General features: G+C 72.9%; 27 protein-coding genes. 20 read left to right on the top strand and 7 right to left on the bottom strand.

What is annotated here, in order from left to right; all coding sequences use genetic code 11:
- Nucleotides 1–39 precede the first annotated feature (39 nt).
- The 6 genes from HP507_RS15810 (at nucleotide 40) to HP507_RS15785 (ending at nucleotide 5,995) form a co-directional block, all read left to right on the top strand.
- Nucleotides 40–321, top strand: a complete 282-nt coding sequence (locus HP507_RS15810) for an acylphosphatase (RefSeq protein WP_175352741.1) — start codon at nucleotides 40–42, stop codon at nucleotides 319–321.
- Nucleotides 322–447: 126 nt separating this feature from the next.
- Nucleotides 448–1,926, top strand: a complete 1,479-nt coding sequence (locus HP507_RS15805) for an MDR family MFS transporter (protein WP_175352740.1) — start codon at nucleotides 448–450, stop codon at nucleotides 1,924–1,926.
- A gap of 20 nt (nucleotides 1,927–1,946) precedes the next feature.
- Nucleotides 1,947–3,194: a D-arabinono-1,4-lactone oxidase gene (locus HP507_RS15800; RefSeq protein WP_175352739.1), complete on the top strand. Its 1,248-nt coding sequence runs from the start codon at nucleotides 1,947–1,949 to the stop codon at nucleotides 3,192–3,194.
- A gap of 148 nt (nucleotides 3,195–3,342) precedes the next feature.
- Nucleotides 3,343–4,299: a MetQ/NlpA family ABC transporter substrate-binding protein gene (locus tag HP507_RS15795; protein ID WP_175352738.1), complete on the top strand. Its 957-nt coding sequence runs from the start codon at nucleotides 3,343–3,345 to the stop codon at nucleotides 4,297–4,299.
- Nucleotides 4,296–5,327: a methionine ABC transporter ATP-binding protein gene (locus HP507_RS15790; protein ID WP_175352737.1), complete on the top strand. Its 1,032-nt coding sequence runs from the start codon at nucleotides 4,296–4,298 to the stop codon at nucleotides 5,325–5,327. The genes HP507_RS15795 and HP507_RS15790 overlap by 4 nt, the downstream gene beginning before the upstream one ends.
- Complete coding sequence (locus tag HP507_RS15785; RefSeq protein ID WP_271207239.1) at nucleotides 5,324–5,995, top strand: methionine ABC transporter permease; 672 nt, start codon at nucleotides 5,324–5,326, stop codon at nucleotides 5,993–5,995. Before HP507_RS15790 ends, HP507_RS15785 begins: the two co-directional genes overlap by 4 nt.
- Nucleotides 5,996–6,220: 225 nt before the next feature.
- Here the strand turns inward: HP507_RS15785 and HP507_RS15780 are convergent, their stop codons facing one another.
- Nucleotides 6,221–6,997, bottom strand: coding sequence for an endonuclease/exonuclease/phosphatase family protein (locus tag HP507_RS15780; protein WP_175352736.1), 777 nt, complete (start codon nucleotides 6,995–6,997; stop codon nucleotides 6,221–6,223).
- Between the two features lie 147 nt (nucleotides 6,998–7,144).
- A complete protein-coding gene (locus tag HP507_RS15775; RefSeq protein WP_175352735.1) occupies nucleotides 7,145–8,548 on the bottom strand; it encodes an MFS transporter in 1,404 nt (467 codons plus the stop codon).
- A gap of 155 nt (nucleotides 8,549–8,703) precedes the next feature.
- On the opposite strand from HP507_RS15775, the gene HP507_RS15770 reads away from it, so the two are divergent.
- Genes HP507_RS15770 through HP507_RS15750 form a run of 5 tightly spaced genes read left to right on the top strand, consistent with a single transcriptional unit; the run spans nucleotide 8,704 to nucleotide 14,057 of the window.
- Nucleotides 8,704–9,930 (top strand): alanine racemase, encoded by a 1,227-nt coding sequence (locus HP507_RS15770; RefSeq protein ID WP_175352734.1) that lies wholly within the window; start codon nucleotides 8,704–8,706, stop codon nucleotides 9,928–9,930.
- Nucleotides 9,930–10,772, top strand: a complete 843-nt coding sequence (locus tag HP507_RS15765) for an IclR family transcriptional regulator (RefSeq protein WP_175352733.1) — start codon at nucleotides 9,930–9,932, stop codon at nucleotides 10,770–10,772. The genes HP507_RS15770 and HP507_RS15765 overlap by 1 nt, the downstream gene beginning before the upstream one ends.
- Nucleotides 10,769–11,746 carry a sugar kinase gene (locus tag HP507_RS15760; RefSeq protein WP_175352732.1) on the top strand — a complete coding sequence of 326 codons (978 nt, stop codon included), beginning with the start codon at nucleotides 10,769–10,771 and terminating at the stop codon, nucleotides 11,744–11,746. Before HP507_RS15765 ends, HP507_RS15760 begins: the two co-directional genes overlap by 4 nt.
- Nucleotides 11,747–11,805: 59 nt before the next feature.
- Nucleotides 11,806–12,468 (top strand): bifunctional 4-hydroxy-2-oxoglutarate aldolase/2-dehydro-3-deoxy-phosphogluconate aldolase, encoded by a 663-nt coding sequence (locus HP507_RS15755; RefSeq protein WP_175352731.1) that lies wholly within the window; start codon nucleotides 11,806–11,808, stop codon nucleotides 12,466–12,468.
- Nucleotides 12,465–14,057 carry an N-acyl-D-amino-acid deacylase family protein gene (locus tag HP507_RS15750; RefSeq protein ID WP_175352730.1) on the top strand — a complete coding sequence of 531 codons (1,593 nt, stop codon included), beginning with the start codon at nucleotides 12,465–12,467 and terminating at the stop codon, nucleotides 14,055–14,057. Before HP507_RS15755 ends, HP507_RS15750 begins: the two co-directional genes overlap by 4 nt.
- Nucleotides 14,058–14,081: 24 nt before the next feature.
- On the opposite strand, the gene HP507_RS15745 is transcribed toward HP507_RS15750, so the two are convergent.
- The gene (locus HP507_RS15745; protein ID WP_175352729.1) at nucleotides 14,082–14,471 is read right to left on the bottom strand and encodes a RidA family protein; all 390 of its coding nucleotides are present in this window, start codon (nucleotides 14,469–14,471) and stop codon (nucleotides 14,082–14,084) included.
- A gap of 217 nt (nucleotides 14,472–14,688) precedes the next feature.
- On the opposite strand from HP507_RS15745, the gene HP507_RS15740 reads away from it, so the two are divergent.
- The gene (locus tag HP507_RS15740; RefSeq protein ID WP_175352728.1) at nucleotides 14,689–15,954 is read left to right on the top strand and encodes a hypothetical protein; all 1,266 of its coding nucleotides are present in this window, start codon (nucleotides 14,689–14,691) and stop codon (nucleotides 15,952–15,954) included.
- Nucleotides 15,955–15,982: 28 nt separating this feature from the next.
- On the opposite strand, the gene HP507_RS15735 is transcribed toward HP507_RS15740, so the two are convergent.
- From HP507_RS15735 to HP507_RS15725, 3 genes are all read right to left on the bottom strand, one after another.
- Complete coding sequence (locus tag HP507_RS15735; RefSeq protein ID WP_175352727.1) at nucleotides 15,983–16,474, bottom strand: pyridoxamine 5'-phosphate oxidase family protein; 492 nt, start codon at nucleotides 16,472–16,474, stop codon at nucleotides 15,983–15,985.
- A 275-nt stretch (nucleotides 16,475–16,749) separates the two neighbouring features.
- The gene (locus tag HP507_RS15730; RefSeq protein WP_175352726.1) at nucleotides 16,750–17,373 is read right to left on the bottom strand and encodes a hypothetical protein; all 624 of its coding nucleotides are present in this window, start codon (nucleotides 17,371–17,373) and stop codon (nucleotides 16,750–16,752) included.
- A 98-nt stretch (nucleotides 17,374–17,471) separates the two neighbouring features.
- The gene (locus HP507_RS15725) at nucleotides 17,472–18,581 is read right to left on the bottom strand and encodes an LLM class flavin-dependent oxidoreductase (protein ID WP_175352725.1); all 1,110 of its coding nucleotides are present in this window, start codon (nucleotides 18,579–18,581) and stop codon (nucleotides 17,472–17,474) included.
- 112 nt (nucleotides 18,582–18,693) lie between these two features.
- Between HP507_RS15725 and HP507_RS15720 the strand changes: the two genes are divergently transcribed.
- Complete coding sequence (locus HP507_RS15720) at nucleotides 18,694–19,602, top strand: SDR family oxidoreductase (protein WP_175352724.1); 909 nt, start codon at nucleotides 18,694–18,696, stop codon at nucleotides 19,600–19,602.
- Nucleotides 19,603–19,666: 64 nt separating this feature from the next.
- Here HP507_RS15720 and HP507_RS15715 read toward each other — a convergent pair whose 3' ends face one another.
- Entirely contained in the window at nucleotides 19,667–20,455 is a 789-nt protein-coding gene (locus HP507_RS15715) for an NRDE family protein (protein ID WP_175352723.1), read from the bottom strand.
- Between the two features lie 65 nt (nucleotides 20,456–20,520).
- Between HP507_RS15715 and HP507_RS15710 the strand changes: the two genes are divergently transcribed.
- The 7 genes from HP507_RS15710 (at nucleotide 20,521) to HP507_RS15680 (ending at nucleotide 26,063) form a co-directional block, all read left to right on the top strand.
- Complete coding sequence (locus HP507_RS15710; protein ID WP_175352837.1) at nucleotides 20,521–21,843, top strand: bifunctional phosphopantothenoylcysteine decarboxylase/phosphopantothenate synthase; 1,323 nt, start codon at nucleotides 20,521–20,523, stop codon at nucleotides 21,841–21,843.
- A gap of 44 nt (nucleotides 21,844–21,887) precedes the next feature.
- Entirely contained in the window at nucleotides 21,888–22,286 is a 399-nt protein-coding gene (locus tag HP507_RS15705) for a DoxX family protein (RefSeq protein ID WP_175352722.1), read from the top strand.
- Nucleotides 22,283–23,080: a YqjF family protein gene (locus HP507_RS18040; RefSeq protein WP_175352721.1), complete on the top strand. Its 798-nt coding sequence runs from the start codon at nucleotides 22,283–22,285 to the stop codon at nucleotides 23,078–23,080. The genes HP507_RS15705 and HP507_RS18040 overlap by 4 nt, the downstream gene beginning before the upstream one ends.
- Entirely contained in the window at nucleotides 23,077–23,511 is a 435-nt protein-coding gene (locus HP507_RS15695) for a DUF1810 domain-containing protein (RefSeq protein ID WP_175352720.1), read from the top strand. Before HP507_RS18040 ends, HP507_RS15695 begins: the two co-directional genes overlap by 4 nt.
- A gap of 115 nt (nucleotides 23,512–23,626) precedes the next feature.
- Nucleotides 23,627–24,277, top strand: coding sequence for a GntR family transcriptional regulator (locus HP507_RS15690; protein WP_175352719.1), 651 nt, complete (start codon nucleotides 23,627–23,629; stop codon nucleotides 24,275–24,277).
- A 176-nt stretch (nucleotides 24,278–24,453) separates the two neighbouring features.
- Nucleotides 24,454–24,915: a MarR family winged helix-turn-helix transcriptional regulator gene (locus HP507_RS15685; protein ID WP_175352718.1), complete on the top strand. Its 462-nt coding sequence runs from the start codon at nucleotides 24,454–24,456 to the stop codon at nucleotides 24,913–24,915.
- A gap of 284 nt (nucleotides 24,916–25,199) precedes the next feature.
- Entirely contained in the window at nucleotides 25,200–26,063 is an 864-nt protein-coding gene (locus HP507_RS15680; RefSeq protein ID WP_175352717.1) for an aggregation-promoting factor C-terminal-like domain-containing protein, read from the top strand.
- The last annotated feature ends 72 nt before the right edge of the window (nucleotides 26,064–26,135 follow it).

Below are 26,135 nucleotides of genomic sequence, written 5' to 3'. Positions count from 1 at the left end.
GAAAACTCCTGCCCGGGGAGCGCGCCTACATTGAGCTGCATGACGACGGTGACGAGGGTGCACGCCGTGGTGTCGGGGACGGTCCAGGGGGTCGGTTTCCGGTACTGGACCGCGCGGAAGGCCGACGGGCTGGAACTCGCCGGGTACGCCAGGAACCTGTTCGACGGCACGGTCGAGGTCGAGGCGGAGGGACCGGCCCCGGCGGTCGACGCGCTGATGACCTTCATCCGGACGGGCCCGCCCTCCGCGACGGTGACCGACGTGACCTGCCGGACCGTGGAGCCACACGGCGACGCGGAGGGGTTCTCGATCCTGCACTGACCGCTCCCGGATTCCCGCTCGTCGATGTCACCGGTGAGCGGAATAATCGAATCCACTCAGACGGTTGCCCTGTCAGCGCGTCTCGCGCCCCTCGTACGACCAGTCGCGATCCACCAGGAGCCCCGCATGTCCCAGGCCGTCGATTCCACACCCCGCACGGGGAGCGTCCCCCGACCGTCCGCCGGCGAGACCCGCCTGGTGATCGGGCTGCTGCTCGTCTCCGCGTTCGTCGTCATCCTCAACGAGACGATCATGGGTGTCGCCCTGCCCCGCCTCATGGACGACCTCGGGATCAGCGCGGCCACCGGTCAGTGGCTGACCACGGGTTTCCTCCTGACCATGGCGGTCGTCATCCCGATCACCGGGTTCCTGCTGCAGCGGTTCAACACGCGGCCGGTGTTCGTCTGGGCGATGAGCCTCTTCTCCGCGGGCACCCTGATCGCCCTGCTCGCGCCGGGGTTCACGATGCTGCTCCTCGGCCGCATCGTGCAGGCCAGCGGGACGGCGATCATGATGCCGCTCCTCATGACGACCGTGCTGACCCTCATCGAGCCGGCACACCGCGGCCGCGTGATGGGGAACATCTCGATCGTCATCTCCGTCGCCCCGGCGATCGGCCCGACCATCTCGGGCCTCATCCTCAACGCGTTCTCGTGGCGTTGGCTGTTCGGCTTCGTCCTGCCGATCGCCGTCGCCGCACTCGTCCTCGGCATGGTCAAGGTGCGGAACGTGTCGACGCCGCGCAGGGCCCCGCTCGACGTGCTCTCCGTCGTGCTGTCCGCCTTCGCGTTCGGCGGGGTCGTCTACGGCCTGTCGAGCATCGGCGAGGCCGCGACGACCGGCCCGCTCGTCCCGGTCCTGGCGCTCGTCGTGGGCGTCGTCGCACTCGGCCTCTTCGTGTTCCGGCAGACCCGCCTCCAGCGCTCGGACAACGCGCTGCTCGACCTCCGTACGTTCCGGACGCGCGGCTTCACGATCCCGATCGTCGCCATGGCGCTCAGCTTCGTCGCGATGTTCGGCACGCTGATCCTGCTCCCGATCTACCTCGAGCGGGTGCTCGGGCTCGACGTCCTCCGCGTGGGCCTGCTGCTGCTCCCCGGCGGGCTGGTCATGGGTCTGCTGTCCCCCGTCGTCGGCCGGATCTACGACCGCCGTGGTCCGCGGGTACTGCTCGTCCCGGGCTCGATCATCGTCAGCGCCGTGCTCTGGGCACTCTCGACCGTGGGCGTCCACACGAGCGTGTGGTTCGTGCTGGGTGCGCACGTCGTGCTGAGCATCGGACTCGCCCTCACGTTCACGCCGCTGTTCACCGCGGCGCTCGGCGGTCTGCCGCCGAAGCTGTACTCGCACGGCAGCGCGGTCCTCGGCACGGCCCAGCAGCTCGCCGGTGCCGCGGGCACGGCGCTCTTCGTGACGCTGCTCACCATCGGCGCGTCGGGCGCGGCGGCGGGCGGCGGTGCGTCCGGCCTCGCCGCGGCGACGGCGTCGGGCGTGAAGACGGCGTTCCTGGTCGGCGCGGTCATCTCGCTGTTCGGGATCGCCACGTCCGCGATGGTCCGCCGTCCGGCCGTGCCCGAGGGCGCACCCGCACCGACGATGCACTGACGCGTGGCATCGTGGGCCCCATGCGGTCGACGACGAGCGAACTGAACTGGTCGGGCACGGTCACGTACACGGCCGAACGGGTCTTCCGCCCGTCGTCGATCGACGAGGCGGCCGAGATCGTCGCGCGGTCGCCGCGCGTGCACGGACTCGGCACCCGGCACTCGTTCAACGACGTCGCCGACTCCCCCGGCGTGCTGCTCGACCTCACCGGGATCCCGACCGACCTCGAGGTGGACCGCGACCGCCGCACCGTGACGATGGGTGCCGGCACGCGCTACGGGGCGGTCGCTCCGGAGATCGACCGCGCCGGGTTCGGCCTGCACAACACCGGGTCGCTCCCCCACATCTCCCTCGGCGGCGCGATCGCGACCGGCACGCACGGCTCCGGCACCGCGCTCGGCTCGCTCAGCACGGCCGTCCGCTCGTTCGAGGCCCTGGGTCCCGACGGCGCCGGACGTACGATCGGCCGCGACGACCCGGCGTTCGACGGCTCCGTGCTGCACCTCGGGCTGCTCGGCATCGTCACCCGCGTGACCCTCGACGTCGAACCGACCTACCGGATGCGGCAGGACTCGTACGGCCCGATCCCGTGGGACAGGTTCACGGCGAACGTCGCCGAGGTCCACGCAGCCGCGGCCTCGGTGTGCTCGTACACCGTGTTCGGGGACGAGGTCAGCGAGGTACTGCTCAAGTCCCGCGTCCCGGACGGCGCCGACGACGTGGCCGTGCCCGACGAGCTGTTCGGGGCGCCGAAGCTGCCGGGATCCCCGGGCGACGGCCACCACACCGCCCGCGACGGCTCGGTCGGTCCGTGGTGGGACCGGTTGCCGCACTTCCCGATCGAATCGGTGCCGAGCCACGGGTCGGAGGTGCAGAGCGAGCACTTCGTCCCGCTCCGGCACGCGGCCGGAGCGCTCGACGCGGTGCGCAGCATGTCCGAGCGGATCCAGCCGCACCTGCACGTGTGCGAGATCCGGACCATGGCGGCGGACCCGTTCTGGCTGAGCCCGTCGCAGGGCGAGGACGTGCTCTGCATCGCGTTCACGTGGCAGAAGCACCCGGTCGAGGTGGCGGCGCTCCTGCCGGACCTCGAGGCGCTGCTCGCGCCGTTCGGCGGGCGACCGCACTGGGGGAAGATGAGCTCGCTCGACGGTACGGCGATCGCCGGGCTGTACCCGCGCCTCGCGGACTTCCGCGCGCTCGTCGCGGCGGCCGACCCGGACCGGACGTTCGCGTCGGCGTTCGGCGAGCGTGTGCTCGGGACCTGACCCGCGCCTCCAGGCCCAGTGCCCGCGAGCGCGTGACACGGATGTAACACGGCGGAACGGAACTCGCACCCGCGCGGACGGCCCGTCACACTCGACTGCACGCCGCGGACCACCGCTGCGCCCCACAGCACCGCCCACGAGGAGCACCATGTCCGCAGCACCCGCACTGCCCAAGAAGCCGAAGGGCAAGCGCCCGGTCGGCTGGATCATCGCCGCCGCGGTGGTCGTCGTCGCGATCGTCGTCGCCGTCATCGTCGGAGCCGTGCGCTCCGGCGGGTCCGGTGACGACGGCGCCGCTGCCGGTGGCTCGCCGAAGACCGTCACGATCGGCGTCGCGGACAAGTCGCTCTCCTACTGGAGCACGTACACGAAGCTCGCGAAGCAGAAGCTCAACGTCACCGTCAAGCTGACCAACTTCTCGGACTACTCGCTGCCGAACCCGGCGCTCAAGGACGGCACGCTGGACCTCAACCAGTTCCAGCACATCCAGTACCTCGCCGACTACAACGTCACCTCGAACGACACCCTCCAGCCGATCGGTTCGACGGCCGTGTACCCGCTGCCCCTGTACGCCACCAAGTACGACAAGGCCTCGGCGATCCCGGAGAACGCGAAGATCGCGATCCCGAACGACTCGATCAACGAGGCGCGTGCGCTGCTCGTCCTGCAGGGCGCGAAGCTCATCACGCTCAAGGACGGCGGCTCGGCCTTCTCGACGACGTCCGACATCGAGACGCACAAGGTCGACGTCCAGCCGCTCGACGCCTCGCAGACGGCGAACGCCCTGCAGCAGGGCTCCGTCGCCGCCGCGGTCGTGAACAACAACTTCGCGACCGCCGCCGGCCTGCCCTCCGACGACGTCGTCTACCAGGACGACCCCTCCAGCGCGAGCGCCGCCCCGTACGTGAACATCTTCGCCGCCCGTGACGAGGACAAGGACAACAAGACGTACCTCGCCCTCGCGAAGCTGTTCCAGGACGAGTCCGTGCAGAAGGTCTTCCTCAAGGACAACCCCGACGCGGTCGTCCGTGACGAGAGCGCCTCGTCGCTGCAGGACGAGCTCGCGAAGGTCGAGAAGGACGCGAAGGCGGCCAAGCAGGAGTGAGTGTCCTCGTCGAACTCCGCGGCGTCTCGAAGCACTACCGCCGCGCCGACACCGGCGAGACCGTGGTGGCCGTCGAGGACGTCTCCCTGGACGTGCACCAGGGAGAGGTCCTCGGCGTCATCGGGTACTCGGGTGCCGGCAAGTCCACCCTCGTCCGTCTGGTGAACGCGCTGGAGCTGCCCTCGTCGGGATCGGTGACCGTCGCCGGCCAGGAACTGACGGCGATCCCCGAGCGGGACCGCCGTCTGGCGCGTCGGCGCATCGGGATGATCTTCCAGCAGTTCAACCTCTTCCGGTCGCGCACCATCGCCGGCAACGTGGCGTACCCGCTCAAGGTCGCCGGCGTGACGAAGGAGGAGCGCGACCGTCGTGTCGCGGAGCTGCTCGACTTCGTCGGGCTGCTCGACCGCGCGTACGCCTACCCGGAGCAGCTGTCCGGCGGCCAGAAGCAGCGCGTCGGCATCGCCCGTGCGCTGGCCTCGAACCCGGAGTTGCTGCTCGCCGACGAGGCCACCAGCGCCCTGGACCCGGAGACCACGTCCGAGGTCCTCGCGCTGCTGCGCCGGGTGAACCGGGAACTCGGCGTCACCATCATCGTCATCACGCACGAGATGGACGCCGTCCGGCAGATCGCCGACCGGGTCGCCGTCATGGAGCAGGGTCGCGTGGTCGAGGTCGGTGACGTCTACGACGTGTTCTCGAAGCCGAAGACCGGCGCGGCGCAGCGGTTCGTCCGCACGGCGCTGCACGACCGGCCCTCCCCCGAGACGCTGCTGCGCCTCCGGGACCGCCACCCCGGCAGGCTGTTCACGGTGCAGATCACCGACGAGGCCGGCCTGCAGAACCGGATCGACGCCGTGTTCCGTTCCGCGGGCGTCTCCGCCGAGCTCGTCTACGGCGGGGTCGGCGAGATCCGGGAGCGCCGGATCGGCTCGCTCACGTACGAGTTGACCGGCGACGGCATCGACGACGCCATCGCCTCGCTCCGGGCGTCCGGGGTCACCGCCGACGAGGAGGCCGCCGCGTGAACAACACGTTCCAGAGCGTGATCGACACGTTCGACGTCTTCCTCTCGTCGGTGCGCGACACCATCGTGATGTCGCTCGTCTCCCTCGTGATCGCCGGGATCATCGGCCTCGCACTCGGCCTGGCGCTGTACGCGACCCGTCCGGGCAACCTGCTCGGGAGCCGTACCGCGCACACGATCCTCAACGTGGTCGTGAACCTGGTCCGGCCGATCCCGTTCGTGATCTTCCTCGCGGCGATCGCACCGCTGTCCCGCGTGGTCGTGCAGACCACGATCGGGGTGCCGGCGGTGACGTTCGCGATCTCGCTCGCGGCGGCGTTCGCGGTGTCCCGGATCGTGGAGCAGAACCTGCTCGCCGTCGATCCGGGCGTCGTCGAGGCGGCTCGGGCGTCGGGTGCGCACCCGATCTCGATCCTGCTGACCGTGCTCATCCCCGAGGGGCTCGGGCCACTCATCCTCGGCTACACGTTCATCTACATCGGCATCGTCGACATGACGGCGCAGGGTGCGCTGATCGGTGGCGGCGGGCTCGGCGAGTACGCGATCACGTACGGGTCGCAGCGGTACGACTGGTGGATCGTCTACGTGTCGGTGGCGGCGATCGTCGTGATCGTGCAGCTCGGCCAGTTCATCGGCAACCGGCTGGCGAGGGCGACCCTGCGCCGCTGACGCGGACCGGGTCCCGAGCGCGACCGCCTGGAGGCCCGGTGCCGGTCCCCGAGACCGGCACCGGGCCTCCAGTGCGTACGCCGGGCGCGGGGCGCTCCCCGAGCGGGCACGTTCCGTCACCCCCCGGTGCTGCCAGGCGACCGGTTCCGCCCACCCGGCGCGCCGCCTACGGCGTGTTCCGCCCACTCACGCAGACGGCACGGCGGGCGCGTCAGCGCCGGCGCGTCAGGCGGCGGGCGACTCGACGGTCGCGACCGCGCCGGTCGCGCCGGGGTGCTCGTAGTGCGCCCGGACGAGGATCGGCCGGTGGTCGGAGATGCCCGCGGGCAGGGTCTCGACGCCGGCGATGTGCAGCCCGACGCTCGTCGCGAAGTCGAAGTGCCCCGTGAACTTGCGGTAGCGCAGGTACGTCGGCTGGTCGGACAGCGACAGCGCGAACCCGTGCTGCTCGATCTTCCGCCGCAGGTTCGTCTGGAACCACGGGTAGTTGAAGTCGCCGACCATGATCGCCGGGGCCTCGTTCGACAGGTCGCGGAGGAACTGGTGCGCGGCCTCGATCTGCTTGCGGCGCAGGGAGTTCGTGGCGGTCAGGGGTGAGGCGTGGAAGGACGCGACGATGACCTCGGCGTCGGCCTCGGTGTCACGCAGGTGCATCGCGATGAGCCGCTCGTGCGCGGGCGCGAGGACCCGGTCGTGCAGCGACTTCTGGAGGGAATGGATGCTGAAGTCCTCGACCTCGAACCGGTCGTCGCGCTTGTAGATCGCGAGGCCGAGCCGGTTCGCCTTCGTCGACGCCGCGAGGGACAGCCCGGCGATCGACGGGGCGAGGTCGTTGCTGTCGCACTCCTGGACGCAGATGACGTCCGCCTCGGAAGCCTCGGCCAGAGCGGCGAGCTCGCCGTTCGCGGTGTGCTCGCGGAGGTTGTAGCTGACGACGCGCAGCCCGGTCGGTTCCACGGCCGTGTCGGCTGCGATCGTCCCCTGCTGCTCTGGCGCGGCCATGCTGCCTTCCTGTTCCGGGCGTTTCCGGTCACCCTGCCGCGGGCAACCGTACTCGGCGATCGCAAACAGTTGCTGAGACTGTAGCGCGGCCCGGGTTTCGTCCGTGTGACCGAGTCGAGAACGGACGGCGGCGGCCGATCCCGGTCGTCAGGCGCGGACGCGGCGTGCGGGGCGGACCGTCTCGCCTGCTGTGCGGCTCATCAGGAGTCCCTCGACGCAGGCGACGACGAGCAGCACCGCGATCACCCAGAACGCCGCATCGTACGGTCCGGAACCACCGAGCCCGGCGGCGGCCCGGATCACCACCGCGGCGACCGCGACACCGAAGCCCGCGGCCGTCTGCTGCAGGGTCGACGAGAGCGTGTTCGCCGGGGTCATGTCGGCCTGCTCGACGTCGGCGAACGCGATGGTGTTGTACGCCGTGAAGCCGACCGAGCGCGCTGCACCGCTGACGACGAGCAGCACCGCGAGGAGCCAGAACGGAGTCTCCTCGGTCATGAACACCATCGCGACGACGCTGAGCGCCGCGACCGCGCTCGACACGATGATCACGGGCCGGTACCCGAACCAGCGGAGGAACGGCGTCGTCATCGGCTTGATCCCGAGGTTCCCGACGAAGACCCAGAGCACGGCGGACCCGGCGAGCACGGCGCTCCACCCCCAGGCGTCCTGGAACAGCAGCGGCAGCACGAACGGCACGGCCGAGACCGCCAGGCGGAACAGGCCGCCGCCGGCGTGGGACACCCGGAAGGTCTCGAGCCGGAACGAGCCGAGTCCCATGATCGGGTGCCGGGCACGGCGGAAGTGCCACACCGCGAGCCAGCAGCAGACCGCGCCCAGCACGCCGAACAGCACGACCGCGAGGACCGGGACGGCGTCGAGCGCGAGCAGGGACGCCATGACGACGAGCGACCCGAGCCCGATGCACGCGAGCAGCGAGCCGAACCAGTCGAACGGCACCCGTTCCGCCGCGCGCTCCTGCGGCACGAGCACGAGCGCGGCGACGAACGCGACGATCCCGAGCGGGATGTTGACGAGGAAGATCCAGTGCCAGGACAGGGTGTCGACGAGCACGCCGCCGATGAAGGGCGCGATGATCGGTGCCGCCAGGGCGGGCCACGTCAGGATCGCGATCGCCGTCACGAGCTGCTCGCGCCCGGCGCCGCGGAGCACGACGAGCCGCCCCACCGGGACCATGAGCGCGCCGCCGAGGCCCTGCACGATGCGCCAGACGGTGAGGTCGACGAGCCCGGTCGACATCGCGCACAGGGCCGACGCCACGGTGAAGAGCGCGATCGCTCCGGCGAACACCGTCCGCGAGCCCACCCGGTCGGTGAGCCAGCCGCTGACCGGGATGAACACCGCGAGGGTCACCAGGTACGCGGTGATCGCCACGCCGACGGCCGCGGAGTCGACGCCGAGGTCGCGTCCCATCGCCGGGGCCGCGGTGGCCAGGATCGTCCCGTCGAGGAGCTCCATGAAGAAGGTGCCCGCGACGAGCACGGCCACCGCCGTGCTCCCCCGTCGTCGTGTCGTCATCGTCGTCGCCATGTCACATCAAATGCTACGCCCGATCGGTTTCCGTGACGGTGCCCGCCCCGAGCGCGGACAGTGGTTGTGCACTGCAGAATGAGACGCACGCCGCCGTTGCCCTGCTCTCCCCGCGACGGGGAACGTGGGGGCACCGCAGACGCACAGGAGGCTCGATGACGACCACACCCGGCACGGTCACGACGAAGGGCGCGCCCGACCCGGCGGCCCCGCCGACCCGCCACGTCCTCGAGCACGCGTACCTGCCCGTGATGACGCTGCGCGAGTCCGCCCTGGCGAACAACACCGCGGTGATGCAGGCCTACGTCGAGCGGCACGGACTGCTCTTCGCGCCGCACATGAAGACGCACATGGCGCCGTCCCTCGCGGCCCGGCAGACCGCGGCCGGTGCCTGGGGCGTCACGGTCGCGTCCGTCCAGCAGGCGATGGTGGCCTGGGAGCACGGCATCCACCGGATCCTCGTCGCGAACGAGGTCCTCGACCCCACCGGGCTCGCCTGGCTGGCCTCCCGTCGCGCCGCCGACCCCGACGCCGACGTGCTCTGCTACGTCGACTCCCCCGCCGGCGTCGAGGCCGGCCGGGCCGCGCAGGACGCGGTCGCCGGCGATCTGCACGTGGTCGTCGAGGTCGGGTTCCCCGGCGGTCGCACCGGCGTCCGGACCGCTGCCGGAGCGCGCGCCCTCGCGCAGGTCGCGCATGACCGGGGCCTGTCGCTCCGCGGGGTGTCCGGCTACGAGGGCGGGCTGCCCGGCGTCGACGCCGCACGCGCCTACGTCGACGGGGTGCTCGAGGTCGCCGTCGCCGTCCGCCCGCTGGTCGACGCACCGCGAGGCCTGCTCAGCATGGGCGGCAGCGCCTGGTTCGACGGGGTGGTCGACGCGGTCGCCGGACGCCCCGATGACATCGACGTGCTGCTCCGCTCCGGCGCCTACCTCACCCACGACGACGGCTTCTACGCCGAGCGCACGCCGTTCCGCCGGCACCCGGAGGAGGGCTCGTTGATCCCCGCGATCGAGGTGTGGGGCCGGGTCACCTCCCGCCCCGAGCCCGGCCTCGCGCTGGTCGCGGTCGGCAAACGGGACATCTCCTTCGACGAGGGACTCCCCGTCGTGCGCTCGATCCGGTCCGGCGCGGACGCCGCTGGGTCGGGAGGCACGGCTGCGGTCGCGCAGGTCGTCCCGGCACCCGGGGCGGTCACCGTCACCCGCCTCGACGACCAGCACTGCTACCTCGCGCTGGCGGACGACCGAACCCCGCTGACGCCGGGCGACGTCGTCGTGTTCGGCATCTCGCACCCGTGCACCGTCTTCGACAAGTGGCGGCAGGTGCTCGTCATCGACGACGACGAGATCGTCCTCGAGTCGATCGCGACGTGGTTCTGATGCGGGCGACGACCCCGGTCACCCCGGTCCCCGACGAGGCCCCGGCGCGGAACGCCGCCCTGTCGCTCCGGCGAGGGCTGCGCCTGCTCGACTGCATCGCGGACCGCACCCGCAACGGCGAGCCCTCGGTGTCCCTCACCGTGCTGGCGGCCGAGCTCGGCACCTCGAAGTCGACCGTGCTCCGGCTGACGGCCCCGATGGTCGAGAACGACCTCCTCCGCCGGACCGCCGACGCCGGCTTCACGCTCGGCCTCGGCGCGCTGCTGCTCGGGCAGAGCTACCTCGAGGGCATCGACCTCCGGTCCGCGGCCGCCCCGTTCCTCCGCCGGACCGCGGAACGCACCGGCCTCACCTGCCACCTCGTCGTCCCCGACGGCACGGACATCGTCTACGTCGACAAGGTCGAGACGCGCGGGACGGTGCGGATGGGTTCCCGCATCGGGAACCGACTGCCGATGCGCAACACCGCGTCGGGCAAGGCGATGGTGGCGTTCGGCGAGCCCGAACTGCTCGACCGGGTGCTCGCGGAGCCGGCGACGGCCATGACCGAGCACTCGATCGTCGACGACGATCGGTGGCGCGCCGAGATCGACCGCACGCACGGCCGCGGCTACGGCATCGACGACCGCGAGAACGAGCCCGACATCCGCTGCGTCGCCGCGCCCGTGTTCGACCACGCGAACCAGGTCGTCGGTGCGATGAGCATCTCCGGGCTGGCATCGCGGTTCCCGGCCGCGGCCGTCCGCGAACTCGGGGACGGCGTCGTCCGGACCGCGCGGGAGATCTCGGTCGCGCTCGGGTCGTCGTCCGCCCAGCTCGCCCTGTCGAAGGCCGCGCGATGAGCGGGCGCGTGGTGACCTTCGGCGAGACGATGCTGCTCCTGACCGGAGGGGACACCGGGGCCGTCCCCGACCTCGAGCACATGCGCGTCGACACCGGCGGGGCCGAGAGCAACGTCGCGATCGGTCTCGTCCGCGCCGGCGTCCCGACGACGTGGATCGGCCGCGTCGGCACCGACCCCGCGGGCGACCGCGTCACCCGTGACGTCCGGAACGAAGGTGTCGACGTCCTCGCCGTGCCCGACCCCGACCGCTCGACGGGCATCATGATGAAGGAGCGCCTGGCCGACGGGCGTACCCGGGTGACCTACCACCGTCGGGGTTCTGCGGGCTCCGCACTGCGGGCGACCGACCTGCCGGCGGGCATCGTCGAGGACGCCGCGCTCCTGCACGTCACCGGCATCACGCTCGCGCTCTCCGACGAGGCGCGCGCCACCGTCGAGGCGGCGATCGACCGCGCGGACACCGCCGGCGTCCCGGTGTCGTTCGACGTGAACCACCGACCGAAGCTCATCGACGCCGAGAGCGCGCGTGAGCGCTACCGGGCGGTCGCGGTCCGCTCGTCGATCGTCTTCGCCGGCGACGACGAGGCCCGGCTCGTGCTCGGCCTCGCCGACGACGAGGGCGACGACGAGACGCTGGCGCACGACCTCGCCGCCCTCGGCCGCGGCCGCGCCGTCGTCAAGCTCGGCTCCCGCGGGGCGGTGGCCTCGGTCGACGGGGTGTTCCTCCGCCGCCCGGCCACCCCGGTGCGGGTCGTCGATCCCGTCGGTGCCGGGGACGCCTTCGTCGCGGGCTGGCTCGCGGCGACGCTCGGCGGAGCGTCCCCCGCCGAAGCGCTCGACCGCGCCGCCGACGCCGGAGCCCTCGCCTGCACGGTCGAGAGCGACTGGCAGCGCCCGGACCCGACCGCCCTGCACGACCCCGCCACACCTTCGGACGTCGACCACGCCGTCCACGACCGCGTCGACCGCTGAACCCGACCACGTCGACCGCCGAACCGGCCGCGTCGCCCGCCGACCACGAGGAACGAGACATGACGAACACCACGAGCACCGACCCGACCACCGCGACCCCGGTCCGGCACCGGCACGCCGCCGGACCCGCGATCGCGATCCTGCGCGGTGGCACCGGCGAGCACGTCGAGGACGTCATCGCGACGCTCGTCGACGCCGGCGTACGGGCCATCGAGATCACGACGAACACCCCGCGCTGGCGCGAGGGCATCGCCTGGGCCGCCGACCGGTACGGCACGTCCGCGTCGATCGGCGTCGGGACCGTGCTCGAACCGCGGCAGCTCGACGAGGCCGCCGGTGCGGGAGCGGTCTTCGCGGTGAGTCCGCACCTCGACGCCGCGATCGGGGAACGCGCGCACGAGCGTGGCCTCGGGTGGTACCCGGGCGCGGCGACCCCGACGGAGATCGTCCGCGCCTGGGAGCTCGGAGCCCGGGCGGTGAAGGTCTTCCCGGCCGCGCAGCTCGGCGGACCGGCGTTCCTCAAGCAGGTGCTGGCGCCGCTCGACTTCGTCGACGTGATCCCCACCGGCGGCATCGGCGTCGACGACGCGTCCGAGTACCTGGCGGCCGGTGCGGTCGCGGTCGGGCTGGGGTCGCCGCTCGTCGGGGACGCCCTCACGAGCGGGGACCTCGACGCCCTCCGCACCCGTGCCGAGCGACTCGTGGCGGGGCTCGCACGGTGACCGACCCGGCGCCGGCGGTCCTCCTCCGCGGCGGCGGGGTCGTCGCCGACGACGGGATCGTGCGCGCCGACGTCCTCGTCGCGGACGGCCGGATCGCCACGGTCGGCACCGGCGTCGACGTCCCGGCGGGCACGAGGACGATCGACTGCGGCGAGCGCCTCGTCCTGCCCGGGTTCGTCGACGCGCACTCGCACGCCGGGTCCCTCGTGTTCGACGAGGCCGTCCAGCACGGGCTCCTCCGGCAGGGCGTGACGACGATCGTGACCGGGCAGGACGGCGTCGGGCCCGCTCCCGGCGACGGTTCCTACGCGGACCGGTACTTCGCCGCGATCGACGGCCCGCACCCCCGGTACCGCGGCGGTGGCGTCGACGCGCTCCTCGCGACGTACGACGGCACGACGCCGGTGAACGTGGCGACCCTGGTGCCCGCGGGGACGGTCCGGCACGAGGTCCTCGGCGACGACGACCGGCCCGCGACCCCGGCCGACGTCGAGGCGATGCGGTCGCTCGTCCGACGGGGACTGTCGGAGGGGGCCACCGGCCTCGCGACGGGGCTCGACTACGTGCCTGGTCTGTACGCGGACACCGCGGAGCTCGCGGCGCTCTGCACGGAGGTCGCCGCCGCCGACGGCCTCTACGTCTCCCACATGCGCGGCGGGTACGAGGGCAACGCCCGCGCGGGGCTCGACGAGATCGCCGAGATCGTCCGGGCGTCCGGGGTCCGCGCACACGTGTCGCACCTGCACGCCCCGGTCGAGCTGGCGGTCGACGCCCTCACCGAGCTCGCGGCGGCGGGCGCGCCGATGTCCTTCGACGCGTACCCGTACTCGCGTGGCTGCACGATCCTGTCGATGCTGCTCCTGCCCGCCGAGCTCGCCCGGCCCGGCACCGAGGACCTCGTCCGTGCCGTGTCCGACGAACCCGGCCGCCACCGGGTCCGCGGTGCCGTGCTCGAGCGGGTGCTCGGCCGGGCGGACCTGGGCACCGGCTGGGCCGACCAGATCACGCTGTCGCACGTGCCCGCGGCGGAGTTCCACGCGCTGCAGGGCCGTACGCTCGCCGAGGCCGCCGCGGCCACGGGCACGGACCCGGTCGACCTCGCCCTCGACGTCCTCGTCGACTCGGCGCTGCAGGTCACCGTCGTCATGCGGGTCCCCCGTCCCCGGACCGCCGACGAGCTCGCGCCGCTGTTCCGACTGCCCGGGCACGCGGCAGGCTCCGACGGCATCTTCGTCGGCACGCATCCGCACCCGCGGGCCTACGGCACGTTCGCGCGGTACCTCGAGGACTACACGCTCCCGGGGCGGTTCGGGTGGCCGGAGACGGTGCGGCACCTGTCGACGACGAGCGTCGAGCGCTACCGGCTCGGCGACCGGGGCACGGTCCGGGTCGGCGCGATCGCGGACCTCGTCGTGGTGGATCCGGCGCGGGTGGCTGCCGGGTCGTCGTACGAGCGGCCGATGCGTCCGGCAGTGGGCATCGAGGACGTCCTCGTCGCAGGGGTCCCGGTGCTCGCCGACGGCGCGCTGACGCACGCGACCCCCGGGGCCGGGCTCCGTCGGGACGGATCCGGCACCGGGGGTCGATGAGGCTTCGCTCAGTGAGCGCGGCGGTCACCCTGCGTTCGGGAGCACCGCCACGACGTCGATCTCGACGAGGATGTTCGCGAGGTGCGACTGCACCGTCGTGCGCACCGGGTACGGCTCGGAGAAGTGCTTGGCGTACTCCTCGTTGAAGGCCGGGAAGTCGCGGTCCGAGTGCTCGAGGTGCACGGTCGACTTCACGACGTCGTCGAGCGTGGCGCCGTGCTCCGCCAGGACCGCGGTGACGTTGGCGAGCACCTGGGCGGTCTGACCGGCGACGTCGTCGGCGATCTCGCCCGTGGCGGGGTCCTGCGGGCCGAACCCGGCGGTGTAGATGAATCCGTTCGCGACGATGCCCTGGCTGTACGGGCCGGCGGGCTTCGGGGCGTTGTCGGTCACGATGGCGGTCTTGTTCGGCACGGTGCTCCTCACGGGTCGGTGGACGGGGACTCCAGGCTAGGCGGGGACGCGGTGCGGGACGGGACCGCGCGCCGGACGCTTTCTGCGCTGCAGAACGTGGGCCGCGCCTCCAGTCCGATCTGGCCGGCCACGCCGACACCGTGAGGAACCCCCAAGGCTGTGGCGCCTACGCTCGTAGCGTGCCCCCTGCCATGCCCGAACATCGCGGAGCGCCGCGGTGAGTCGACTGGACGGGACCCTCACGGAGTCGATCGCCAGCGGACGTCGCCGGGTCCTCGACCTCGCGACCAGCCTGCCGGCGTGGGCCGCCGTGCTCCTGGTGTGGACCGGCGGCCGCATCGTGTCGACGTTCTGGCTGGCCCTGGCGTTCCCGCTCATCGGCCGAGCGCTGCCGGAGAACGCGATCTGGGGCAACGACCACGGCTTCCTCAACTTCCTGACGGCGTGGGACGGCCAGTACTACGAGCAGATCTCTGTGCACGGCTACCCGTCCACGCTGCCGCTCGACGCCGCGGGTCACGTCGCACAGAACGCGTGGGCGTTCCTCCCGGCGTTCCCGTTCACCATCCGGATGCTCACCGCGTCGACGGGGGTGCCGTTCGACGTCGGCGCCCCGGCGATCGCACTGCTCGCCGGACTCGTGGCCACCTACCTGCTGCACCGGCTCGTGCGCGATCGTGCCGGGTCCGCCGCGGCCATGTGGGCCGTGTTCTTCTTCACCTGCGGCCCGCTCTCGTTCCTGCTGCAGGTCGGCTACGCGGAGAGCATGTTCCTGGCGCTGACGTTCGGGGCGCTGCTCGCCCTGGAACGGCGTCGGTACGGGCTGCTGACGATCCTCGGGGTGATCGCGGCCTTCACCCGGCCGGGTGCCCTCGCGATCCCGCTCGTGCTCGGCGTCGTCGCCCTCGTGCGGTGGATCGGCGCACGACGGACGGCCAGGGCGACGGGCGCGGTCGCCGGCGTGCGGTCACTCGACGCGTTCCCCGTGGCCGAACGGGTGCGGGTCGTCGCCGCCGGGATCGTGATGGCGGTCGCCGGGTTCGCCTGGCCGCTCATCGCCGCACACGCGACGGGGTCCCCGAACGCCTACCTCGAGACCGAGATGTCCTGGTGGGTGAACTTCATCGGGCGGGTCGACTTCACACCGCTCACCCCGTGGTTCCTCATCGCCTCGCGGTGGCTGGGTGTCGGCGGGGTCCTGATCGTGGTGTTCCTGCTCGTGGCGTACCCGGTGTGGTTGCTCCGCCGCTCGACCCGCCGGCTGGGGTTCACGACGGTGGTCTACTCGGCGGCGTACGCGCTGTACATCTTCGCGGTGTCGCTGCCGATGGCGTCGACGCCGCGGTTGCTCATGCCGCTCGCGCCGCTCTTCGGGTCGCCCGAACTCGTGGCGAAGCCGTGGCTGCGGTGGACCCTGGTGGTCTGCGCCGTGCTCGGGCAGCCGGTGCTCGTCGCGGTGCTGTGGCTGCTCGGCCCCCCGTGAGACGGACCGAGCAACCCGAGGCCGCTCGCTAGAGCTCGACGGTGCCGTGGTCGCCGGTGTCCGGCTGGCGCTGCTTGCCGATCGCGGCCTTGAGCGTCTGCACGAGGCTCCCGACCGGGCCCGTGTCCTGGGTCCAGTACTCGACCGAGTCGCCCTCGACGGTGAGGAGCCGGATCGACGGGTCCTGACGCCCCTGCGGGAACCAGGCCTCCGCGAACGGGGACCAGAGCTCGTCGACCACGGAGTCGTCCCGCGTCACGGTGGCGGTGCCGGCGATCGACAGGTACCCGCCCTGCGACTCGATCGAGACGTTGACGTGCGGGTTCCGCGCAATGTCCTCGACCTTCTCGCTGCCGTCCTGCACGAGGAACCGGAGGGTGCCGTGGAACGCCTTGTCCTGCACCGCGAGCGGACGGGCGTGGAGCTGGCCGTCCGCGTTCACGGTCGTCAGCAGGGCCGTGTGGGCTCCGTGGACGATGTCGGAGATGGCTGCGCGCTGGTCTGCCTCTGTGTCGGTCATGGTGATCCTCTCGCGTCGTGCGCCCCGTTGTGCTCGACGTGCGGCCGGGTGTCCCCGGGGCGCGTTCCGTTCCGACCAGTGTGCCCCTCGGCCGCTGTGCGCGTCCGGTCCGGCCCCCGGCACCGGCCTGGAGGCACGGCTCGCCTCCGCCGCGCGCCGCACCACCGCGCGTGGCCGCGCCTGCGCCATTCGCGCGCAACGAGCGACACTGTGCGAGTCGATCGACACGTGCCCTGTCGGAACTCGCGGGCAGCGGGGCGGCGCAGCCCGCTCCTCTAGACGGGCTCGCGGATCGTGGTCTCGACGTCGACGACCTGCGGGATGCGCGGCAGCGACGCGAAGCCGAACGCCACGGGCGGGTCGAGCGGCGCCAGGGAACCCAGCGGCTCCCCCGCCCAGGTCCCCTGCACACCGGTGACGTCGTGGGCCCCGGTCACCCCGTAGTACTCGCGGCGGCCGTTCCCCGCCGAGCCCGCCGTGCCCGACCCGGGAGCGATCAGCCGCGCCACCGGGTCGATCGCCGCGAGCCACCGGGGGTCGCGAGCGATCCGCTTCGGGACGATGCGGACCACTCGCCCGAGCGGGGAGATCGTCCCGACGTCGATCGAGGCCCGGAGTGGCCCGGCGGACAGCTCCACCCCGCGGGCGGTCCGGCGGGCGGACACGTCGACCACCGACACCGTGTCGAAGCGGTAGGTCCCGGACACGTAGGCGGCGACGATCTCGTCGGGGGCGAGCAGCACGCTCGTGCCGTCGGGGAGCTCGAGGAACACGTCGGCGAAGGCCCCGAACGGCGAGCGCTCCCACATCCCGACGACGATCCGGACGCCGGAGGTCGTGCCGACGCCCGTGATGCGACCACGGAACCGACGTTCGAGAGCAGCAGGACGCGACGACATGCCCTGGACCGTACCCGGCAGCGCGGTGAGCGGACGCCGAAGAGCCGGGCCGCGCCTCCAGAGCGACGCAGCCGCCTGGCCGACACGGCCGACGCGACCTACGGGACCGGGACCGGCTCGGCCAGCAGCTCCCGCACCCGCGGCGCGACCTGCGTGCCGTAGCGCTCGATCGACCGCATCATGTCCTCGTGCGGCAGGCGCCCCGTCGCGTACCGCATGTCGAACCGCGAGACGCCGAGGATCCGCATGTTGCGCGCGATCTTCCGCGCGACGGTCTCGGGCGATCCGACGTAGAGCGAACCGCCGGCGGACAGCCCGGCGCGGTACCCGGCGACGTCCAGCGGCGGCCAGCCGCGCTCGGCACCGAGTCGGTCGGTGACGGCCTTGTGGTACGGCCAGTACCGGTCCGCCGCTTCCTCGTCGGTGGCGGCGACGAAGCCCGGCGAGTGCATGGCGATGGGCTGCTGCGGCAGGTCGAGCTGGGTGAGCGCCTGACGGTAGAGGCGCGAGAACGGAGCGAACTGCGCCGGCTGGCCGCCGATGATGGCGAGGAAGAGCGGCAGTCCGTACGACGCCGCCCGGATCACCGACTGGGGCGATCCGCCGACGCCGATCCAGGTGGGGATCGGACCGTGATCGAGCTTCGGGAAGACGTGCTGGTCGGTGAGGCCGGGCCGGACGGTGCCGGACCACGTCACGGGGTCGCCGCTGCGGAGGGCGGCGAAGAGCTGGAGCTTCTCCTCGAAGAGGACCTCGTAGTCGGCGAGGTCGTAGCCGAAGAGCGGGAAGGACTCGGTGAACGAGCCGCGGCCGAGGATGACCTCGGCGCGACCGTCGGAGATCGCGTCGACGGTGGCGAACCGCTCGTAGACGCGGACCGGGTCATCGCTCGACAGCACCGTCACGGCGCTGCCCATGCGGATGGACGACGTGCGGGCGGCGATCGCGGCGAGGACGACCTCGGGTGCGCTCACCGCGTAGTCGGCTCGGTGGTGCTCCCCCACGCCGATGAAGTCGATGCCGACCTGGTCGGCGAGGACGGCCTCGTCGACGATGTCCCGGATGCTCTCGGCGTGGGTGCGGAGGGTTCCGTCGGGGCGGTCGGTGAGGTCACCGAAGGTGTCGAGGCCGAGCTGCACGGGGCCGATCCGCTCGGGTGCGGGCGGCGGGACGTCCGAGGGGCGGCCGGTGCCGAATGCGTTGCTCATGGGTCCTCCTGATCACGCGCCGATGCGATTGCATCCACACGCCGATGCGATCGCATCTTCATGCGTTTGCATCAATATAGCACGGCCAGCCCTCGCGTGTACGGTCACCCGCATGCCGCAGATCCCCGACCAGACCGGCCGCCGCATCGTCGTCACCGGCGCGAACAGCGGAACCGGCAAGGAGACCGCCACCCGCCTCGCAGCCGCCGGCGCCTCGGTCGTCCTCGCCGTACGCACCACGTCGAAGGGGGACGAGGCCGCCGACGCGATCCGGTCCGCGCACCCCGGCGCCGACGTCGAGGTCCGGGAACTCGACCTCGCGGACCTCTCGAGCGTGCGCCGGTTCGCCGCGGGGGTCGTGAACGAGGACCGCCCCCTCGACGTGCTCGTGAACAACGCGGGCGTGATGGCGCCGCCGAAGCGGTTCGAGACCGTCGACGGCTTCGAGCTGCAGTTCGGCACGAACTACCTCGGGCCCTTCGCCCTGACGAACCTCCTGCTCCCCGCGCTCCTGCGCTCGTCGGACGCCCGCGTCGCGACGATGTCGAGCATCGCCGCGGTCCCCGGCCGCATCCGGTTCGACGACCTGCAGTGGGAGCGCGGCTACAACGGCTGGCGCGCCTACTCGCAGTCGAAGCTCGCGGACCTGCTCCTCGCGCTGCACCTGCACCGGCTGTCCGTCGAACTGGACTGGCCCGTGACGAGCACCGCGGCGCACCCCGGGTACACGCGGACGAACCTGCAGTCGGCCGGACGCTCCCTCGGGCGGAGCAAGCCGGTGCGGTCGAGCAACCGCGCGCTGCCGTTCACGCAGGACGTCGAGCAGGGCGCCGAGCCGCTGCTGTACGCCGCGGTGGGGCCGAAGGCCGTCGGTGGTGCGTACTACGGGCCGTCCGGGCCGTTCGGGCTCGTCGGGCCGGCGACGACGGCGTCGATCCCGAAGTCGGCACGGAGCGCCGACCTGGCGCGGTCGCTCTGGGCGGTCGCCGAGGACCTCACCGGGACGCGGCCGCCGGTCTGAGGCGCGCCCGCCCCGCGTGCGGTGGTCGGGAGGCGCGGGTCGTCCCCGCCCCCGCCGGTCCGGCTCAGGCGCGGTGCAGCTCCACCGACCCGTCGAGTCGGCCCGGCTCGGTGAGTCGCGCGTGCTGCAGCACCGTCCGCGACGGCCCGACCGCCGCGGCGACGATCGACAGCGTCGCGAAGTGCCCGTCCCGCTCGTGCGCGTCACGGAGGATCGCATCCGGGTCGTCCGCCGGCAGCGCCGCCGACTCCGCGAGCAGACCGAACCAACCGCTCCACCCGTCGCCCGCGTCGTCGCCGGCGTCGGCCGTGCGGAGTTCGTCGAAGGGTCCGAGCACGGGCGGCCCGACCGGGGCGTCGACGGCGCGGAACGCCTCGAGCCACCGCCCGATGCGCGGCGCTGCCGGATCGTCGGGCTCGCCGTGCGTGACCATGTGCACGCCCGGTCCGAGCTCGGTCGTGCGGACACGGGAGCCGTCCCACGTCAGCACCTCGGCGCCGTCCGCGGTGGCACGGACGAGGTTGAACGCGCGTGTGGTCGGCAGCGTGCCGTCGTGGCCCGGGAGCACCCCGGCGACGGCCTCGAGCGGCACGACCCCGCGCGTGGTCCACGTGCCGTCGTCGCTCGGCACCGGTTCGGCGCGGTTGAGCACCACGGCGAGCCCCGCGGTGTCCGAGGCGGCGAGCCAGGCGCCACCCGCCGAACGGTCGCGGACGCCCCGGACCGAGGGGTCCAGCTCGGGCCACCACGCCGCGGGCGGGTCCCACGGGCGCTCGGGCGACTCGTCGCGCAGGGCGAGCATCGTGACGGGCCACTCGGAGCCGGGGTCGACGCGGACGACGACGGTGCACATGGGATCGATCCTCGCACGGCGCCCCGGGTAGCGTGACCGACGTGAACGCAGCAGCAGAGCGCCGTCTGACCGTCATCGTCGGGATCACCGGGGGCATCGCCGCCTACAAGGCCGTCGGCGTCGTCCGCGAGTTCGTCAAGCAGGGGCACGACGTGCACGTCGTCCCGACCGAGGGTGCGCTGCGGTTCGTCGGCGTGCCCACCCTCGAGGCGCTCAGCCGGAACGCGGTCACCACCAGCGTGTTCGACGACGTCGCCGAGGTCCGGCACGTGTCGCTCGGCCGGAGGGCGGACCTCGTGGTCGTCGCCCCCGCCACCGCCGACGCCCTCGCCCGGATGACGGCGGGCCTCGCGGGCGACCTCCTCGGCACGACCCTGCTCGCGACCGAGGCGCCCGTCGTGGTCGCCCCGGCGATGCACCCGCAGATGTGGGAGCACCCGGCGACCCGGGCCAACGTCGCCACGCTCCGCGACCGCGGGGTGCGTTTCATCGGCCCGGTGGTCGGGGCGCTGACCGGCGACGACGCGGGCATCGGGCGGATGGCGGAGCCGGAGGACATCGTGGCCGGAGCGCTCGCCGTGCTGGACCACCCGGCGGACGCGGGCCGACCCGCGTCGGCCGACCCGAGCCTCCAGGCCGCCCCGACCCGACCCGCCGGCGAGATCCGACCGGCCGGCGAGACCGACGTCGCCGGTACCGGTGCCCGCGGTGAGCAGGGCGACCTCGCCGGCGTCCGCGTGGTCGTCAGCGCCGGCGGCACCCGCGAACCGTTCGACCCGGTCCGGTTCGTCGGCAACCGCTCCAGCGGCCGCCAGGGCCTCGCGATCGCCGCCGACGCCGCACGGCGCGGCGCGACCGTGACCGTCGTCGCCGCGAACGTCGAGGCCGCGCTCACCACAGGCCTCGACGCCACCGTCGTGCCGGTCGGCTCCGCGCTCGAGCTCGCCGAGGCGGTGCACGCCGCGGCCGTCGACGCCGACGTGGTCGTGATGACCGCCGCGGTCGCCGACTACCGCCCCGCCGAGGTCCGCACCGAGAAACTCAAGAAGGACCTCCAGGGCGACACGATGACGCTCGAGCTCGTGCGGAACCCGGACGTCCTGGCGGACCTCGTCGCGGCCCGCCGCACCGGCCAGATCGTCGTGGGGTTCGCGGCCGAGACCGAACCCGACCGGGCCGCGCGCATCGAGCTCGGCCGGGCCAAGATCGCCCGGAAGCCGGCGGACCTGCTCGTGGTGAACCACGTCGGCTGGTCGTCGGGCTTCGAACGCGAGGAGAACGCGATCGAGGTGCTCGTCCCCGGCGGCGAGGTGGTCCGCGAGACCTCCGGCAGCAAGGCCGACGTCGCCACCGCGATCCTCGACCTCGTCGCGACCGCGCTGACCTGAGCCTTCCCCGTACGCGTCGAGGACGCCGCGAGCACGATGGGTGCATGCGACGACGCGAGCGCGCACGACGCGCCACCCGCACCGCCACCCTCCTCGCCGTCGTGCTGGGCGGGGCCGGTGTCACTCATTTCCTGCGGCCGGCCGGCTACGACCGGATCGTGCCGGACGCCCTCCCGCCGCGCCTGACCACCCTGGCGTCCGGCGCCGCCGAGCTCGGCATCGCCACCGGCCTCGCGATCCCGGCGACCCGCCGCGCCGCGGGCTGGGCGGCCGCCGCGCTGTTCCTGGCCGTGTTCCCCGCCAACGTCAAGATGGCGAACGACCTGCTCGGCAGCCCGCGGTCGACGCGCGCGATGCGACTGGTCTCGGTGCTCCGCCTGCCGCTGCAGGCACCGCTCGTGGCCTGGGCCGTGCGCGTCGGTCGGCACGCACCACGACGGTGACCGAGCCCTCGCGGACCCGGGCCGCGGTGCCGCTGCTGCAGCGCCCGGTGACGGTGCACGCCTGGGAGGACGTCGTCTTCGCGCACTGGCGGCACGACCCGGCGTCACTCGCGCGCCTGGTACCGCGCGGCACCCGCCCCGACGTGGTCGACGGCAGCGCCTGGGCGGGCCTGTCCGCGTACGTGTTCCGTGAGACGCGGGTGCCGCCGTTCCCGCCGTCGGGACGCCTCGGCACGATGACCGAGATCACCATCGAGGTGCTGACGATCGACGACAGCGGCCGCCGCGGGGTCGCCTACCGCACGGTCGACACGGCGAACGTCCCGGCGATCGTCGCCGCCCACGCCCTGCTCGGGGTGCCGTACACGTTCGCGTACGCGCGGGCACGTCGGCGCGGTGACGCGCTCGCGTACCGGTCCGTCCGGCACCCGGCCCGTGCGCTGCACCCCGTCCGCTGGCTGCGCGGACGACGGAGCGGTCCGGTGCAGCCAGGAGGCGCGGCACGGCCCCGTCAGCAGGTGGCCGTCCGCGTCGTGGCCGGGGACGTCGTCGACACCCCGCTCGCGACGGAGCTCACCACCCGCCAGGGCATCCACGCCCGGCACCTGGCGCAGACGGTGTTCTGGCAGCGCCAGCACCCACCGATGACGATCCGGTCGGCGCGGCTGGAGCGCCTCGAGGGCGACCTGCCCGACGCGGTGGGGATGCCCGGGCTGTTCGACCGGGAACCCGACTCGCTCGTGGTGGTCGACGGCACCACCGTCCGGTACGCGTGGGGGGACGTGGTCCGGTGAGCGACGACCCGCACCACCTCGGCCGCTTCGTGCGCGCGCAGGAGGACGTGCACGACGCCGCCCTCGCCGAGCTCCGGCGCGGCCGGAAGTCGTCGCACTGGATGTGGTTCGTCTTCCCCCAGCTCACCGGGCTCGGCCGTTCCGCCACCGCGCAGCGGTTCGCCATCGACGGGCTCGCCGAGGCCCGGGCGTACCTCGCGCACCCCGTCCTGGGCCCGCGCCTGCTCGAGGCGACCGCCGCGGCGGCGTCGGCGCCCGCACGGTCCGCCGACGACCTGCTCGGCGGCGTCGACGCGCTGAAGCTCCGTTCGTCGATGACGCTCTTCGCGCTCGCCGCCTCGGACCCGGCACCGTTCCGCGCCGTGCTCGACCGCTGGTACGCGGGCACCGACGACCCGGCGACCGTGCGGCTCCTGCACCTCGACGACTGACACGCTCCGAACCGAGCGCAACGCCGTTCGTATATCAGGTACGGTGAAGCATGCGTCCGCACCGAGGTCGGATGTGCAACCCGTCCGCCTCCCGCCACGAGCCGAAGGAAACCGCATGCCGGTCCCCAGCAGCGCACCGACCGAGCACCAGCTGCTCCGCGACACCGTCCGCCAGAAGATCCACGACGCGATCATGGACGGCACGCTCGAGCCCGGCGAACGGCTGAACGACGACGAGCTGATCGCCTGGCTCGGCGTCTCCCGGACCCCCATCCGCGAAGCCCTCAGCCAGCTCGCCCGCGCCGGCCTGATCGAGATGGCGCCGAACCGGTACACGCGCGTCACCACGCCGAACCCGACCGAGGTCGTCGAGGCGCTGCAGACCCTCGGCGTGCTGTTCGGCGGCGTCGTGCGCCTGGCGGTCCCGCGACTCGGCGCCGCGTCGAGGAAGAAGATCCTCGCCCAGCTCGACGCCACCATCAAGGACTACGAGGCGCACGACGTCGCGGCGGTCAACCACGACGCGCTCGCGGTGTTCGCCCGGTACGTCGAGGAGTGCGGCAACGAGAACCTGCAGCGCGTGTGCCGTGACACCATGGACGGCCTCGCGTTCCGCCTGCGCCTGCCGAACCTCGACGAACTCGTCGACTGGGACCAGATGACGGCCGACTTCCGCCGGCTGCGCGAGGCCACGGCTTCCGGCGACAACATCGCCGCGGAGCTCGCGACCGAGGCCATCCACCTCCTCCCCGGTGAGAAGCGCTGAGCCGATCTGAACAGGCGCACAGGAAGCCGCCCGTCTCGCACCCGCGAGCCGGGCGGCTTCCGTTCGCCGTGCCTCCCGTCGGCCACCTGCGGGTGCCGGCGACCTGCTCGCAGTCATGCGGTGCGGAGAGCCGATAGCATCGCCCCGACCGCCCGTCGAACCACCCGGAGCACCGCATGAGCAACCGCCAGCCGGACCGACCCGAGATCGCCGCGCGCCTCGCCGCCGCGGTCGGCCGGATCAACCGACGGGCGCGCACCGACTCGGCCGCACTCGGGTACGGGATCGTCTCCGCCCTCGCGACCATCCAGCGCGAGGGACCCCTGCGCCCCGGCGACCTGTCGCGGATCGAGGTCGTCACGAAGCCGACGATGACCCGGATCCTCACCGAGCTCGAGCAGCGCGGGTTCATCGAGCGCGAGGCGGACCCCCGGGACGGCCGCGCGTTCATGGTGAGCGCCACAGCGGAGGGCATCGCGGCGGTCGAACGGGCACGCTCCGACCGCACCGGGATCGTCGCCGAGCTCATCGCCGAACTGCCGGAGACCGACGTCGACGCGATCGCCGCAGCACTGGACGCCCTCGAGCGCGTCGCACAGGGCGCACGTACCCAGCAAGCTCCCACCTCCGGCTCCTGATCCGGTCGTTACCGAACCGTTATCCGAGGGTGGACGGACGGTTCTGCCAGCCAATCTGGACGGCGCTTCCAGCCGTACCGGTCATCGTGGCGGCTTCGCCCAGCGGCGGCCACCCCGGTCGCCGGCCGGCGGACGGACGGGCCCCACACCACCGTCCGGTCCTCCCCCGGCTCGCGAGCTCCTGACGACGGACGTCCCCCACGTCCCGTACTCCTGCGCGCTCCCCCATCCCCCGCGTGCAGCGCCACAGCTCCCCACCACGAGTCGGCCGACCACCGGAATCGATGACAGGACGCAACACCGCTCTCCCCACGACCACCGCCTCGACCCGACGTGAGGCCCTGAACTCCCCCAGCCGACGCCTCCGCCGCGCACTCCGCCGCCCCACGACGCTCATCGTGGGCGGCGCAGCGGTCCTCGCCGTCGCCGGCGGCATCGCGACCGTCGGCACGCAGCCCGCGATCGGCGAGGCCCTCGGGATGCCCACCGCCAGCGCCACCTCGGCGCCGGCGCTCGGCGGCACCGCACTCGACCGGGCGCAGGCCGCCGCCACCATCGCCACGGCGCAGACCGTCGTCGAGACCGCGAACGACAAGACGGACACCACCACGCTCGAACGCCGGATCGGGGCGCTCGACGACTACCGGAAGCTCTCCGGAGCGGCGCTCAGCTCGCGCATCTCCTCCACGGTGGACGCCGCGTCGGACGTCGCGAGCGCCAGTGCCACGCAGGACAAGCGGGACGCCGATGCGAAGGCCGCCGCCGAGGCAGCCGCGCAGAAGGCCGCCGCCGAGAAGGCCGCCGCAGCGGAGGCCGCGCGCAAGCAGGCCGCCGCGAACACCGTGGCCGGCGCCAAGGCCACGGCCAGTTCGCTCGCGGCGTCCGAGTACGGCTGGGGTTCCGACCAGTTCCAGTGCCTCGACAACCTCTGGACCAAGGAGTCCGGCTGGAACTACCGGGCCGTCAACGCGAACGGCGGCGCGACCGGCATCCCGCAGGCGCTCCCCGGCTCGAAGATGGCGACCATCGCGGCGGACTGGCAGACCAACGCCACCACCCAGATCACCTGGGGACTGCAGTACATCAGCGCCTCGTACGGCACGCCGTGTGCCGCGTGGGCGCACTCGCAGGCGTCGAACTTCTACTGAGCGCCAGGCGCGCTCCTCCTGAGCGCCAGGCATCAGCGCCGACGAACGACCCCGGGTCCTGCGCCCGGGGTC

It is taken from the genome of Curtobacterium pusillum (assembly GCF_013359865.1).
Lineage (GTDB): Bacteria > Actinomycetota > Actinomycetes > Actinomycetales > Microbacteriaceae > Curtobacterium > Curtobacterium pusillum.
The sequence above is the reverse complement of the archived record's forward strand: the minus strand, read 5'-3'. Positions and strand labels throughout refer to the sequence as shown.

Coding starts and splice junctions, on each gene's coding strand:
- HP507_RS15810 (WP_175352741.1), top strand. CDS start 40: ATGACGACGGTGACGAGGGTGCACGCCGTGGTGTCGGGGACGGTCCAG.
- HP507_RS15805 (WP_175352740.1), top strand. CDS start 448: ATGTCCCAGGCCGTCGATTCCACACCCCGCACGGGGAGCGTCCCCCGA.
- HP507_RS15800 (WP_175352739.1), top strand. CDS start 1,947: ATGCGGTCGACGACGAGCGAACTGAACTGGTCGGGCACGGTCACGTAC.
- HP507_RS15795 (WP_175352738.1), top strand. CDS start 3,343: ATGTCCGCAGCACCCGCACTGCCCAAGAAGCCGAAGGGCAAGCGCCCG.
- HP507_RS15780 (WP_175352736.1), bottom strand. CDS start 6,997: ATGGCCGCGCCAGAGCAGCAGGGGACGATCGCAGCCGACACGGCCGTG.
- HP507_RS15775 (WP_175352735.1), bottom strand. CDS start 8,548: ATGGCGACGACGATGACGACACGACGACGGGGGAGCACGGCGGTGGCC.
- HP507_RS15770 (WP_175352734.1), top strand. CDS start 8,704: ATGACGACCACACCCGGCACGGTCACGACGAAGGGCGCGCCCGACCCG.
- HP507_RS15765 (WP_175352733.1), top strand. CDS start 9,930: ATGCGGGCGACGACCCCGGTCACCCCGGTCCCCGACGAGGCCCCGGCG.
- HP507_RS15760 (WP_175352732.1), top strand. CDS start 10,769: ATGAGCGGGCGCGTGGTGACCTTCGGCGAGACGATGCTGCTCCTGACC.
- HP507_RS15755 (WP_175352731.1), top strand. CDS start 11,806: ATGACGAACACCACGAGCACCGACCCGACCACCGCGACCCCGGTCCGG.
- HP507_RS15735 (WP_175352727.1), bottom strand. CDS start 16,474: ATGACCGACACAGAGGCAGACCAGCGCGCAGCCATCTCCGACATCGTC.
- HP507_RS15730 (WP_175352726.1), bottom strand. CDS start 17,373: ATGTCGTCGCGTCCTGCTGCTCTCGAACGTCGGTTCCGTGGTCGCATC.
- HP507_RS15725 (WP_175352725.1), bottom strand. CDS start 18,581: ATGAGCAACGCATTCGGCACCGGCCGCCCCTCGGACGTCCCGCCGCCC.
- HP507_RS15720 (WP_175352724.1), top strand. CDS start 18,694: ATGCCGCAGATCCCCGACCAGACCGGCCGCCGCATCGTCGTCACCGGC.
- HP507_RS15715 (WP_175352723.1), bottom strand. CDS start 20,455: ATGTGCACCGTCGTCGTCCGCGTCGACCCCGGCTCCGAGTGGCCCGTC.
- HP507_RS15705 (WP_175352722.1), top strand. CDS start 21,888: ATGCGACGACGCGAGCGCGCACGACGCGCCACCCGCACCGCCACCCTC.
- HP507_RS15690 (WP_175352719.1), top strand. CDS start 23,627: ATGCCGGTCCCCAGCAGCGCACCGACCGAGCACCAGCTGCTCCGCGAC.
- HP507_RS15685 (WP_175352718.1), top strand. CDS start 24,454: ATGAGCAACCGCCAGCCGGACCGACCCGAGATCGCCGCGCGCCTCGCC.
- HP507_RS15680 (WP_175352717.1), top strand. CDS start 25,200: ATGACAGGACGCAACACCGCTCTCCCCACGACCACCGCCTCGACCCGA.